The sequence below is a fragment of the Enterobacter sp. WCHEn045836 genome, assembly GCF_003965585.1.
Taxonomy (GTDB): domain Bacteria; phylum Pseudomonadota; class Gammaproteobacteria; order Enterobacterales; family Enterobacteriaceae; genus Enterobacter; species Enterobacter dissolvens.
In genome coordinates this window covers 62,336-75,128 of record NZ_RXPT01000016.1, presented here as the reverse complement: position 1 = coordinate 75,128, position 12,793 = coordinate 62,336, and the positions used below count along the sequence as shown (strand labels likewise).

Annotated in this window: 10 protein-coding genes; 5 read left to right on the top strand and 5 right to left on the bottom strand. The window is 54.4% G+C overall.

Going from position 1 to position 12,793, the window contains the following annotated elements:
• Window positions 1-86: 86 nt before the first annotated feature.
• From EKN38_RS19750 to EKN38_RS19740, 3 genes are all read left to right on the top strand, one after another.
• Window positions 87-1,067 carry a GlxA family transcriptional regulator gene (locus tag EKN38_RS19750; RefSeq protein ID WP_014832335.1) on the top strand — a complete coding sequence of 327 codons (981 nt, stop codon included), beginning with the start codon at window positions 87-89 and terminating at the stop codon, window positions 1,065-1,067.
• A 78-nt stretch (window positions 1,068-1,145) separates the two neighbouring features.
• Complete coding sequence (gap, locus tag EKN38_RS19745; RefSeq protein WP_014832336.1) at window positions 1,146-2,156, top strand: type I glyceraldehyde-3-phosphate dehydrogenase; 1,011 nt, start codon at window positions 1,146-1,148, stop codon at window positions 2,154-2,156.
• A 376-nt stretch (window positions 2,157-2,532) separates the two neighbouring features.
• On the top strand, window positions 2,533-2,751 hold the full coding sequence (locus EKN38_RS19740; RefSeq protein WP_014832337.1) for a hypothetical protein: 219 nt from the start codon (window positions 2,533-2,535) through the stop codon (window positions 2,749-2,751).
• A gap of 334 nt (window positions 2,752-3,085) precedes the next feature.
• On the opposite strand, the gene EKN38_RS19735 is transcribed toward EKN38_RS19740, so the two are convergent.
• Window positions 3,086-4,273, bottom strand: coding sequence for an MFS transporter (locus tag EKN38_RS19735; RefSeq protein WP_014832338.1), 1,188 nt, complete (start codon window positions 4,271-4,273; stop codon window positions 3,086-3,088).
• Between the two features lie 115 nt (window positions 4,274-4,388).
• Here EKN38_RS19735 and EKN38_RS19730 point away from each other — a divergent pair, with 115 nt between their 5' ends.
• Window positions 4,389-5,345: an AraC family transcriptional regulator gene (locus EKN38_RS19730; protein ID WP_014832339.1), complete on the top strand. Its 957-nt coding sequence runs from the start codon at window positions 4,389-4,391 to the stop codon at window positions 5,343-5,345.
• Between the two features lie 13 nt (window positions 5,346-5,358).
• Here EKN38_RS19730 and EKN38_RS19725 read toward each other — a convergent pair whose 3' ends face one another.
• Together EKN38_RS19725 and EKN38_RS19720 are read right to left on the bottom strand one after the other, a co-directional pair.
• Window positions 5,359-6,738 (bottom strand): carbohydrate porin, encoded by a 1,380-nt coding sequence (locus EKN38_RS19725; RefSeq protein WP_014832340.1) that lies wholly within the window; start codon window positions 6,736-6,738, stop codon window positions 5,359-5,361.
• Window positions 6,739-6,832: 94 nt separating this feature from the next.
• Window positions 6,833-8,191, bottom strand: coding sequence for a glycoside-pentoside-hexuronide (GPH):cation symporter (locus EKN38_RS19720; RefSeq protein WP_014832341.1), 1,359 nt, complete (start codon window positions 8,189-8,191; stop codon window positions 6,833-6,835).
• A 365-nt stretch (window positions 8,192-8,556) separates the two neighbouring features.
• On the opposite strand from EKN38_RS19720, the gene EKN38_RS19715 reads away from it, so the two are divergent.
• Window positions 8,557-10,242: an alpha,alpha-trehalase gene (locus EKN38_RS19715; RefSeq protein ID WP_014832342.1), complete on the top strand. Its 1,686-nt coding sequence runs from the start codon at window positions 8,557-8,559 to the stop codon at window positions 10,240-10,242.
• A gap of 67 nt (window positions 10,243-10,309) precedes the next feature.
• Here the strand turns inward: EKN38_RS19715 and EKN38_RS19710 are convergent, their stop codons facing one another.
• Both EKN38_RS19710 and EKN38_RS19705 read right to left on the bottom strand, forming a co-directional pair.
• A complete protein-coding gene (locus tag EKN38_RS19710; protein ID WP_126522552.1) occupies window positions 10,310-12,412 on the bottom strand; it encodes a TonB-dependent siderophore receptor in 2,103 nt (700 codons plus the stop codon).
• A 113-nt stretch (window positions 12,413-12,525) separates the two neighbouring features.
• Window positions 12,526-12,780 (bottom strand): GlsB/YeaQ/YmgE family stress response membrane protein, encoded by a 255-nt coding sequence (locus EKN38_RS19705; RefSeq protein WP_010432765.1) that lies wholly within the window; start codon window positions 12,778-12,780, stop codon window positions 12,526-12,528.
• Between the last annotated feature and the right edge of the window lie 13 nt (window positions 12,781-12,793).

Sequence of the window (12,793 nt, the reverse complement as noted above, 5' to 3'; positions counted from 1 at the left end):
TTTGCTTTGCCAGAAAGGTGCGTTGGGCCTGTTAACGCCCTTGCCCTCCGCTTGACTTCTTTTGTAATAAAGGTACTTTTCAGGACATGAAGAAGATCCTGATTATTGTTCCTGACGGCGGCATGTTGTTTGAAGCCGCCGGCATCGCCGACATTCTGATGCAGGCCAACCGCCTGCACCCGGGAGGCCTTGCGCAGCCTTGCTATCGCATCATCATCGCCACGACCCAGCCGCACCAGGTGATCCACGGCCAGTCTGGTCTAAATCTGCTGGCAGATTATCGCCTGCCGGAGCTGGATCCCCGTGACCCTCTCGATACCATCATCATTACCGGGCGCGGCATGAACGAGCAGGAAAGTACCGCCGTGGTGGATTGGCTGCATCTTGCCGCACCACATTCGCGGCGGATCGCCTCCATATGCGGAGGTGCGATGCTGCTGGCCCAGACCGGTTTGCTTGACGGGCGTCGGGCGACCACCCACTGGCGACTGCTGGAGACCATGCAAGCGCAGTACCCGTCAATCCACGTCGAAGGTGGCCCGATATACATTCAGGATGGCCCCATCTGGACCTCCGGTGGCGTGAGTTCTGGGTTTGACCTAACCCTGGCGCTGGTGGAAGACGATTATGGCTTCAGCCTCGCGCGCGACGTGGCGCAGGATATGGTGATGTATCTGCGCCGCCCGGGAGGACAACTGCAGTTCAGCCGCTATAACCTGTCGCAGTCCGGCTCCTCCGGACCCATCAGCGAGCTGCAAACCTGGATCCTGCAAAACCTGACGGCCGATCTGTGCGTCGAAAAGCTGGCGGAAAAAGTAGCCATGAGCCCGCGCAATTTCACCCGGGTATTCACCCGCGATACGGGGGCGTCTCCGGCACGCTATGTGACCGAAGCGCGCCTTGCCGCAGCCCGGCAGTTGCTTGAACAGACCGACGATCCGCTATCCGTTATCGCCGAGAAAAGCGGATTTGGCACCAGCATCAACCTGCGCCGCGTATTTGAAAAACAGCTCCACCTCACACCCGGTGAATACCGTCAGCGTTTTCACTGTCGCAAAATGGCGTAATGTGATCGTTTTTTGTCATTTACGCCATTCGGCCTGAAGCCTACAGTGACTCCAGACAACAGAGATAAGGAGTACATTATGGTTAAGGTCGGCATTAACGGTTTCGGCCGTATCGGACGTAATTTCCTGCGCGCGGCGCTGGGCAATCCGGACCTGCAGATTGTGGCGATTAACGATCTGACGGACAGCAAAACCCTCGCCCATTTGCTTAAGCATGATTCCCTGCTCGGCACGCTACCGGCACCCGTTGAAGCGGCGGACGGTGCGCTGCAGGTTGACGGCCAGCGCATTACCGTCTTTAGCGAGCGCGATCCGGCGAATATTCCCTGGCGCGATGTCGGCGTTGACGTGGTGATTGAAGCCACCGGTTTCTTCACCGAACGCGAGAAAGCGCTGGTGCATATCACCCACGGTGGGGCGAAGCGCGTCATCATCTCCGCGCCGGGTAAGAATGACGATCTGACGGTGGTGATGGGCGTTAACCACGAGCAGTACGATCCGGCTAAGCACGTGGTAGTGAGCAACGGGAGTTGCACCACGAACGGCCTGGCCCCGGCCGCACAGGTTTTGCATCAGCAATTTGGTATTGAGCATGGCCTGATGAACACCACGCACGCTTATACCAACAGCCAGGCGCTGCATGACCAGCCGGAAAAAGATCTGCGCGGCGCACGAGCGGCCGCCCTGTCAATTGTGCCGTACTCCAGTGGTGCCGCGAAGGCGCTGGGGAAAGTCATCCCGTCTCTGGACGGCAAGCTGACCGGCTATTCCCTGCGCGTACCGGTTCCGGTGGTCTCGATTGTGGACTTGACGGTGACGCTGAGCCGTGACGTTACGGTACAAGAGGTGAACGATGCGTTCCGCAAAGCCGCCGCCAGCGGGCCATTGAAAGGCATTCTGGGATATAGCGATGAACCGCTGGTCTCCAGCGATTATCAGGGCGACCCGCGCTCTTCGATTATTGACGGTCTCTCCACCCTGGTAATTGGCGGTCGGATGGTGAAAATCCTGGCGTGGTATGACAACGAGTGGGGCTTCTCTAATCGCCTGGTGGATCTGACGGTGCTGATGGATAAGAAAGGGTTGTAAGGTGTAAGCCGGGTGGCGCTTGCGCTTACCCGGCCTACGTATTATGTAACCATCCTCGCAGAATAAATAATACTTGATAAGGTTAATTATATTCATCGTTTCCAAATTCATCACATCAATTATATATAACCACCAATTTATTTAGAAAATAAATTGGTGGTTATTCTTGCCTTCACTTTTTATAAATGCGAGTGCGATCACTGTCCCCAGTCGACAACGTAGCCCATGATAAACTCTGTACACAACAGGGACAGGCTATGTATTACAGTAAATCGATTATCGAAAAAATAGGGTCCGATAAAGAACTTGCATTAAGGTTTGATCGCGCCGTAGCTGGGGTGAGAGATGCTGATGCGCTAAATAAAGTGATCGGATAATGTGGGAATCTATAAAAGAATTTTTGATGAGATTTTTAAAAAGTTTTTTACAAGATATTATGAATGATTTCTTTTGGTATGGCACTGGAATAGTCGCTGTCATTCCAGGTGCTGTCATAGCGAGTTTTATAGAAGATGAAGAAATTGCACTATTGATTTTTTGCATTATTGTATTAGCTGTTTACTTCATTGCATTTCGCTACAAAAACAAAGAATGAATAAATGTCTACACCACACATATATGGTTTACAAATGAAAATAACGCTCCAGTGACAGAAGAATGTTTAATGCCCACAAGATTGGGTTCTACCGAACTAAAATCATTTAACCATTCGGTGTGAATTCCCACCGATTCCAACACAGGAAAACTGACAGGGACACGTCTTCATGTGCCAATTATCTTTGAAAAAGAAATAGGTTGCATCACACCCTATCCCTTTCGTGCCGTCTGTACAGATTAAACCTGCAAAACGGCATTAATTAAAAGATAGAGCGATCGCATAACGCAATCAGCACTCATGACTTCCCTCTCCCGCAGGAGAGGGAAAACAATCACTCCGCCTTAACCTTCACGCCCATAAACACAATCACCATCGCCGTTACCAGCAGGAAACCGCTTCCGGCAAAGACGCCGCTGGCGCCGTTGAGGTCAAATACCGCCCCGCCCACGGCCGCACCGGCGCTGATTGCCAGCTGGATAGAGGCCACCAGCAAACCACCCGCGCTTTCGGCTTCATCCGGCACCGTCGTGGCAAGCCAGGTTGACCAGCCCACCGGAACCAGACCAAACGCAAAGCCCCACATCGCCACCAGTAATCCATCCAGCATCGCCAGATGACCAAACGCCACCATGGTGAGTGCCAGCACGCCCATAACGAACGGAACCAGGGCCAGCGTCAGGCGCAGGTTGCGCGCCAGCAGATGTCCGGCAACGGAGGTGCCGATAAAGTTGGCAATCCCGAAGCCCAGCAGGATCAGCGAGATGCTCTCCACGCTTGCCTGACCCACCGTTTCAAGGAACGGACGCAGGTAAGTGAAGAAGGCAAAATGGCCGCTGAAGATCAGAATGGTCGCCAGCATTCCGCCGATCATTCCCGGACGACGCAGCACGCGGAACAGGGTGCCCAGGCTGCCGCTGCTCTCCGGCTTCATTGACGGCAGTACCCAGAGCTGCCACAGCAGCGCCAGCATGCTCGGCAGAATGCAGAGGATAAAGACATTACGCCAGCCGATCAGGCTGCCAAGATAGCTGCCCAACGGAGCCGCAACCACCGTGGCGATCGACACGCTGGAGAAGATCACCGCCAGCGCTTTCGGCACTTTATCAGCAGGCACCAGACGCATCGCCGTGGCGGTCGACATCGCCCAGAATCCCCCGATGGCAATCCCTAACAGCAGGCGTCCCATCAGCAGAACGTGCAACGTCGGCGCAAAAGCCACCAGCAGGCTGGAGATGATTTGCAGCACCGAGAAAAACATGAGTACCCAGCGACGGTCGATACTTTTGGTCGCCGGGGTGATCAGCAATCCGGTGACCAGCGCGACCAGCGCGGTGGCGGTTACCGCCTGTCCGGCCATCCCCTCTGTTACGCCCAGGCTTGCGGCCATGGGCGTTAACAAACTGGCGGGCAGGAACTCCGCCGTGATCAAACCAAACACCCCCAGCCCCAGTGAATAGACGGCCCGCCAGGCGGGTTTTGCAGGCGTAACAGCCTCTCTCGCCGCGACACATGAACTCATCTGTTGATCTCCCGTTATGAAAATGTGACAACTGTCGCAAAAGGATAGAGGGTTCACCGTGGACGATCTATGACATATAATCTCCACTTATTGATTATTCGTCCGGAGTTTTGCCATGACCGCTCAGTCCCCCGATCTGATCAGCGAGCTGTTACGCGGAATGCGCCTGTCGGGCGTGAAATACCGCCGCATTGAAGCCAGCGCACCCTTTGGCGTGGCGTTCCACCAGGCGCCTGGCAAAGCACAGTTTCATTTTGTCAGCCGCGGCAATGCCCTGCTGCGTATGGAGAGTGGCGCAACATTCACCTTAAACGGCGGTGATGCCCTGTTTATACCAAACGGTAATGCGCACGCCCTGCTCTCGGACGAACAGGCCACCATCACCCCGGTCAGCGCGTTTCCCAGTGAACCTATCTGCAGCTCGGTCTGCGCCATCACCTGCGAGCCGTGTCCGGACAGCGAGAACACCGTCATTTTCAGCGGATGCATGGATTTTGAGCTGGGCGGGATGCAACCGCTCATCAAAGCGATGCCGGAGGTGATGATGGTGAGCCGGTTGATGTCCACCTGGCCGGAGATCCACCCGCTGCTGGCGGCGATGGAGCGCGAATCCATGACGCGTCAGGCCGGATTCGCCGGGATCCTCGCGCGGCTGGCAGACGTGGTGGCGGCGCTAATCGTGCGGGGCTGGGTTGAAGGAGGCTGCGGAAAAGCCACCGGCTGGGTGCAGGTACTGCGCGACCCGCGTCTGAGCCGGGCCATTTACGCCATGCACCAGCAGCCGGGTCTGAACTGGAGCGTGGCGGATCTGGCAAAAGAGGCTGGCACCTCCCGCTCGGTGTTTGCGGAACGTTTTCTCGCCGCGACGGGCACCACCCCGGCGAAATACCTCAGCGAGTTGAGGATGCGCCTGGCCATTCAGTACATTCGCCATGAAAATCAGCCTATTGAAACGGTCGCGCTGCGCCTGGGTTACGGATCCCTTGCGGCGTTTAGCCGGGCATTCAAGCGAATTATCGGCCATGCGCCGGGCACGCTGCGGGAGACCAGCCAGACCCCGGAAGAGGCCTGACTGGCGCAGGACATCAGAAGTAGTATTTGAAGCGCACGCGCCCGCCGTAGCGATCGTCGTTGCGGTCATCGCCGTCATTCGGATGGGCTTCAACCCAGGAGGCGTACGCGCCAAGATAGATATTGAAATTCTTCATCTTCATGACGTTCGGGATCAGGTACGACGCATGAATGGTGTGAATATCATAATCGCCGGGATCGGTCACCCAGCAGTCGCCATCACAGTCCGCATTAAAGTTGGCGGTGTTGAAATTATCGATCTGGTTATGCGCGTAGATATAGCCCAGCTCGACATTGCGCCATAAGGCATTCACGCCCGCGGTGAAATCCGTCTCGTCGTTGGCATCCATGTAGGCGGTATTCAGGTTGGCAACGATACCGTCATCCGGATCTGTTTTTTGCCCGTTCCAGGTCATGGTAAAGCCATAGCCGGTGCGGTCAGACTGGTCGACCCATCTTCCGGACGCATCGTGGTAGCCGTAGGCGTTGTTGACGAGGTTGCTCTCCATCGCGATAGCGGTCGAGAAGTTTCCTTCCTGCCAGGCAATCACCGGGCGGACGTAGGCGACGTTTTTATCGTTATCCAGGTCCACGCCATGATACTGCTGGTCAACAAACAGCGAGCTGCCATCTTCCAGCAGCGTGTTAACCTCAAGATACCAGTTGCCCAGGGTTTTACTCAGCAGGAAGTTACCTCCGCTGTCGCTACGACCGCGCCCCTCTTTCATCATATAGATATAGCCGTAACCATCGCTGTAGAGATCGTTGGCGGTGTTGCCGGAATATTCTACGAAGGTATCCTGGTTCAGCGGGAACATATCGTAGGCTTCAAAACGGCCAACTTTTACCTTCCAGTCGTTTTCCGTGCCAAAGAAGAAGACCGCGTCATCCAGGTTCATTTTGCCCGTTAAGTCCGCCAGCGGCTGTACGGAGAAACCGGCAAAATTGCCGTTTTCCATTCGCTTATAGCCGTCAAACCCCAGCAGCAGACGCCCGTTAATATCCCAGCGTTCATGGTTGCCGGGTGCCCAGTCTTTATTGGCTGTCGTTTTCATGGAGGTTAAACTGCCGGTCTTGCTGGCCGCATCCATATTAAATTCGACGTCACCATAAAATTTAATATCACCGTAGCCGGATAACGTGAGCTTCGGTGCCGTTTGCGCTGTCGCAGGCTCTGTGGATCCAACCACAACAGGATTTGCGGCCACCACGGTTTGCTGCTGTTGTTCCAGAACCTGAATTTGTGCTTCTGCCTTTGCCGCCCTTGTTTCAGCCTTTTCGAGGCGCGCCTCCAGTTGCGCCAGTTTATCTTCCAGACGTTGCGTATCATTTGCTGCCATTGCTGCGGTAGAACAAAACGCACTGACGAGCAGTGCAAGGTATTTCACTTTCATCGACTCCATCCTCGTGAGTTAATCATTATTTCCTGACGGACACAGAGAACCTCACCGATAATTCAAATGAATTATCGGCTTACTGCTTCAACTATTAAGAGTTAGCGAATTCGCCTTTATTTAAATCACTCACCACGCCATTCATGACGTTTTCGGTTAATTTATAAAACTTGATTGAAAAAGCGGTGAGTAAATAAAAGAGTGAAGGGATTAACGTAAACAGCAGAATGACACCCTGAACCGCGGATTCCGACTGTACCGTACTGTTCGACTGGTAATTAAACCAGGCCAGCACCCAGCCCAGAATCGCCCCCCCGACGGCGACACCTAATTTGATCACGAAAATATTGGCCGCAACATTCATACCTGTAATACGACGCTGAGTTTTCCATTCACCGTAATTATTTGCATCAGTAATCATTGACCACTGCAACGCGCCGTTACCGCCCTGAACAATCTGAATGAGCACATGGGCAATCAGTGGAATGACCCAGAACTCCAGCGGCAGCCAGAAGCAGGCCACGCCTAATACCGCATTGAGAATATTGATCCAGAACGAGAGTTTAACCTTACAAAAACGGGTACCGAACGGTTGCGCCAGAACCGAACCAAACATCGAGGCCAGCATCCCGCCCAGCATAAAGTACGAGATAATGTCGGCCCCCTTGTTGAGCACGGTATTGACGTAATAGACCACCGCGCCACCACGGATCACCACCGCCACCAGCATCATAAAGTTGTAGATCGAGAGAATGCGCCACTGATCGTTACGAAAGAGGATTTTAACGTCCCGGGCGATGTTCAGATTCTCCTCTTTGATCGGCTGGACACGCTCTTTGGTAGTGACAAAACAAATGATAAACATCACGCAGCCGATTGCACCAAACAGCGCCATCGCCACCTGAATGCCGGTCGCCCTGTCGCCGGGGTAGAGATAGTCCGCGAGGGGAAGAATAAGCGCGGTACCAAGCGCGCCACCAATCGGGGTGATGGCAAAGCGCCAGGACTGCAAAGAGAGGTTTTCCCGTGGATCGGACGTTAGCGCAGCGCCCAGGGAGCAATAGGGGATATTAATGGCGGTATACATCAGAGTCATAAATATATACGCCCCGACGGCATAATAAATTTTGCCTGTTTCGGTAAAATCCGGAATGGAATAAACTAATACGCAACTCACCGCAAAAGGAACGCATATCGCCAGCAGCCAGGGACGAAAACGTCCCCAGCGCGTGGATGTTGCATCGGCAATCGCTCCCATAACGGGGTCGGTAATGGCATCTAATAAACGGACCAAAAGAAACATGGTTCCCATTACGGCCGGGGGTAAGCCATAAATATCGGTATAGTAATACGCCAGAATGGCAACCGATGAGTCAAATACAATATGGCTCGCGGCATCTCCCAGGCTGTAGCCTATTTTTTCCCGGACCGGAATTTTTTCACTCACTGACATCATGTTACTCCTTATTGATGAAACCGGTTTCTGCTCTGGCAATAATTTCGCCTGAGCGCAACGACGCGATCCATTATGTTTTTTCACCATGAAGTTATGTTTTTTGCTTTATGTGATCGGGATAATTAAAAGAAAGCCTTTATCCGAAAAATTATGCGTAACGGATCGCAATTTATTTTCTCGCCTACAGCCATTCACAATATCAATATTTCAGCAGCGCCACCGGGGCATTAAACGCAACGGTAAATTGTCTGGATTTGTGCAAAGTGCGATGTTCGACACGCGAAGCGCGGAATATTCGACTAAGGTTTTCTGGTGATTGATTACAGCGTGACCGCTGCTCAGCGAAATAAGGAGAAGCACCGATGATAACCCCTCAAAAGCTGCGCCCTCGCCTCTTACCTCTGGTTCTGGGCAGTGCGTTGCTCGCGGTTGCCGCGACAGGCAACGCAGAAGAAATGCACTCTGGCCAGACGAATTCACCGGATATCTTGCTCGGCCCTCTCTTTAGCGATGTCCAGAGCGCCAAACTTTTCCCCGATCAAAAAACCTTTGCCGATGCGGTACCGAAAAGCGATCCCCTGACGATCCTGGCCGACTACCGCATGCAGCGTCGTCAGTCCGGGTTTGATTTACGCCATTTCGTGGATATGAACTTCACGCTTCCCGCGGAAGGGGAAAAATATGTTCCTCCTGCCGGGCAGAGCCTGCGTGAGCATATTGACGGGCTGTGGCCCGTGCTTACCCGCACCACCGATAAAGCCAGTAACAAGTGGGATTCGCTCCTGCCGTTACCTAAACCCTACGTCGTGCCGGGCGGACGTTTCCGCGAGGTCTACTACTGGGACAGCTATTTCACCATGTTGGGGCTGGCGGAAAGTGACCACTGGGACAAAATCAGCGATATGGTGGACAACTTCGCCTACGAGCTGGATACGTGGGGACATATTCCGAACGGCAACCGCAGTTACTACCTGAGCCGCTCCCAGCCGCCGTTTTTCTCGCTGATGGTTGAACTGCTGGCGACGCACGACAGCGAGGCGCTGAAGAAATACCGTCCACAAATGGAAAAGGAGTACGCCTACTGGATGGAGGGCGCCGATGCGCTGCAGGCCGGACAAGCCAACAAACGGGTGGTGAAGCTGGAGGATGGCTCACTGCTCAACCGCTACTGGGATGATCGCGATACGCCACGTCCGGAGTCATGGCTTGACGATATCACCACGGCCAAAAGCAACCCTAACCGTCCGGCGACGGAGATCTACCGCGATTTACGCTCTGCGGCGGCCTCAGGCTGGGACTTTAGCTCCCGCTGGATGGACGATCCGCAAAAGCTGGGCACCATCCGCACCACCAGCATTGTGCCGGTGGATCTGAACGCCCTGATGTTCAAGATGGAAAAACTGCTCGCCCGGGCAAGCCAGGAGAGCGGCGATGCCGCCAGCGCGAGCAAATATGAGGCACTGGCCACGGCACGCCAGCAGGCGATGGAGAAGTATCTGTGGAACGAAAAAGAGGGGTGGTATGCGGATTACGATCTGAAGAGCAAGAAGGTGCGTAATCAGCTTACGGCTGCGGCCCTCTTCCCGCTGTATGTGAAGGCGGCGGCACAGGATCGCGCCGATAAAGTGGCTGCTGCGACGTCCTCACGCCTGCTGAAACCGGGTGGCATAACGACCACCACCGTCAACAGCGGCCAGCAGTGGGATGCCCCCAATGGCTGGGCGCCGCTGCAGTGGGTAGCGACAGAAGGGTTGCAGAATTATGGCCAGAATAAGGTGGCGATGGATGTCACCTGGCGTTTCCTGAAAAACGTTCAGCACACCTACGATCGCGAGCAGAAACTGGTGGAAAAATATGACGTCTCCTCCACCGGTACGGGCGGCGGCGGTGGTGAGTATCCGCTGCAGGATGGATTCGGCTGGAGCAACGGCGTGACGCTGAAGATGCTGGACCTGGTCTGTCCGAAAGAGAAACCGTGTGACAGCGTGCCGGAGCATCAACCTGCGGCGAATGATGAGGCTGCGCCGGTGAAAAGTACGGCGCAGTAGGTGAGCAATGCCGGGTGGCGCTAACGCCTGCCCGGCCTGCATTCCCTGCGGGAGAGGGAAAGGATAATCAGAAGCTGTAGCTCGCCCCCAACTGATACGTGCGGTCACGCCCAATCCAGCAGTTCGTGGCGTCGTAGCAGGTCAGCGTCTCTTTATTGGTGATGTTTTGCGCGCTGGCTTTGAGGGTTAACCCCTCCAGCGACGGCAGGATTTCACCCATACGATAAGAAGCAGCCAGATCGTACTGCATAGTGCCACCCAGTTTGCCCGCATCGTTGTTCGGTGAAATTTCCATCGGACCGGTGTAGCGTGCCCCCGCTCCCAGCATCAGCCCCCTCAGCGGCGTGTTGTCAAAGGTGTAATCTCCCCACAGGTTGAACGCATTTTCCGGCACCTGCGTTGGTCGTTTGCCCTGGTATTTATCATCTTCGGTATTGATCAGATGGGTATAGGCATAGTTGGCAATCAGGGTCACGTTATCCGTCGGACGGCTGACGACCGAGAGCTCGGCACCTTTGGATTCCACTTCGCCGGTCTGGCTGTAATTCAGGAAGCCCGGATCGGAGGTGACGACATTTTTCTGACGGATATTAAACACCGAGGCGGTAAAGGTTGTGGCGTACTCTGCCAGCAGGTATTTCACCCCGCCTTCAACCTGTTTGCTGGTTGTTGGTTTAACGTCTTTGGCCGCGAGCGTGCCCTGCGGCGACACCGGAGCAAACCCTTCGGAGTAGCTGATGAACGGTGACAGCCCATTCTCAAACGCGTAAAGCGCGCCCAGGCGTTTGGTCACGCGGTCCTGCGAGACCCAGGCTTTATCGCCGTTCTGCAGATAATTGGTGGTCACCGAGCGGTAATCGTCATAGCGCAGGCTGGCCAGCAGATTTAAGCCGCCAAATTCCACCTGATCCTGCAGGTAATAGCCGTTTTGTTGGTAGCTCAGACGATTTTTCTGCCCCGTATACAACCCGAGATCGCGTTCATTGATTTGCGAATAGTCAGGATTTCGCATATCAATGCCGGGCGTTGTCGAGGCATAACGGTAGTAGAAGTGAGAGTTCAGCTTTTGATAGTCAAACCCGGCCAACAGGTGATGTTTCCATTCCCCCAGCGCCACGGTTTTGGTTACCTGGTTATCAATGTTGAAACTCTTCAGATCCTCATCCGTGGTGTAAGCAAAACGGTTAAGCTGGTAGACCTCACTCCCCGTCCCCGTGGCGTAAACGCTGCGCTGATGGGTGTCGACATCAAAGTACCGTGCCTTCTGGTTAAAGCCCCAGCCGCTGTCAAACTCATGTTCAAAGCTGTAACCCAGCATCCACTGACGCTGTTTAAAACCGCTCCATTCATCCCCGGCATAATCACGGCGATCGGCATACTTCGAGCGCAGGTAAGCAAGCGGCAACGGGTTGGATGGTGACAGGCTCGGGGAGTTTTGCGCCAGCGCATCAATGATGAGACGCGTTTTGTTGTCCGGCTGCCACGTAACCGACGGAGCGACCAGGTAGTTTTCATACCGCGTGGTATGGGGTTGATCGTCATTTTCAGTGGCTTTACCCAGCAGACGGTAGTTCCAGTCGCTGTCGGCGATTTGTCCGGTCGAGTCGAGATAGCCCTCTTTCAGATTGCGGTTACCGGTGTTGAAGCCAAACTCGGTGCGGGCAGCTTTTTGCGGCTTTTTGCTTTGAATGTTCACCAGCCCACCCGGGGAGCCGCCGCCGTAGAGCACAGAAGATGGGCCTTTAAGTATATCGACGCTCTCAATGAGCAGCGGATCGATGCGCGCTTTGGTGTTTCCGGTGACGTTATACGGCAGCTGCAGGCCGTTGTAGAACTCCTGGTCGACCGTAAAGCCACGAATTTTATACTCGCTCATGTACGTGGTGTTTCCACGCAGCTCTGTCGAAACGCCCGGAACATAGCGCAGGATTTCGTTCACGGAACTGGCATGGCGTTGCTCAATTTGCTGCGCAGAGACGGTATCGATCACCTGCGGCGTTTTACTTTCGGCCACCGCCGATTTGGTTGCGCTGTTTGTCCATGCGGGGAGAACGCTGCCCTGCTCAGAGCCGGTGACAAGAATGGTGGATTCTTCCGCAAATGCCTGTGCCTGTAATGCCAGCGTCACGGCTCCTGCCAACGCGCATACTGCAAAACGTGAGGTGTTCATAGTGTCGTCTTGTGGTTATATGTAACTAGGAACGACAATTATTATCATTTCGATTAGCAAATCAATATCACGACAAAAAAAACGGCCCTTTTGCGAGAGCCGTTTTGGGTTATCTATGCCCGTCTGAGTAACCTGAATATGCCCAGAACAACAATGGCGCCCACCACAGCCACAAGGAAACTGTGCAGGTCGAATCCACTGATGCTGCCGCCAAAGCCAAACATCGTCGCCAGCCAGCCGCCGACAACCGCACCAACAACACCGAGCACACAGGTCAATATAAAGCCGCCGCCATCATTTCCCGGCATGATGAGTTTAGCGATAGCCCCGGCAATAAGACCAAAGATGATCCACGCGATAATACCCATAGCGATGCCCTCT

Coding starts and splice junctions, on each gene's coding strand:
- EKN38_RS19750 (WP_014832335.1), top strand. CDS start 87: ATGAAGAAGATCCTGATTATTGTTCCTGACGGCGGCATGTTGTTTGAA.
- gap (WP_014832336.1), top strand. CDS start 1,146: ATGGTTAAGGTCGGCATTAACGGTTTCGGCCGTATCGGACGTAATTTC.
- EKN38_RS19740 (WP_014832337.1), top strand. CDS start 2,533: ATGTGGGAATCTATAAAAGAATTTTTGATGAGATTTTTAAAAAGTTTT.
- EKN38_RS19735 (WP_014832338.1), bottom strand. CDS start 4,273: ATGAGTTCATGTGTCGCGGCGAGAGAGGCTGTTACGCCTGCAAAACCC.
- EKN38_RS19730 (WP_014832339.1), top strand. CDS start 4,389: ATGACCGCTCAGTCCCCCGATCTGATCAGCGAGCTGTTACGCGGAATG.
- EKN38_RS19725 (WP_014832340.1), bottom strand. CDS start 6,738: ATGAAAGTGAAATACCTTGCACTGCTCGTCAGTGCGTTTTGTTCTACC.
- EKN38_RS19720 (WP_014832341.1), bottom strand. CDS start 8,191: ATGTCAGTGAGTGAAAAAATTCCGGTCCGGGAAAAAATAGGCTACAGC.
- EKN38_RS19715 (WP_014832342.1), top strand. CDS start 8,557: ATGATAACCCCTCAAAAGCTGCGCCCTCGCCTCTTACCTCTGGTTCTG.
- EKN38_RS19710 (WP_126522552.1), bottom strand. CDS start 12,412: ATGAACACCTCACGTTTTGCAGTATGCGCGTTGGCAGGAGCCGTGACG.
- EKN38_RS19705 (WP_010432765.1), bottom strand. CDS start 12,780: ATGGGTATTATCGCGTGGATCATCTTTGGTCTTATTGCCGGGGCTATC.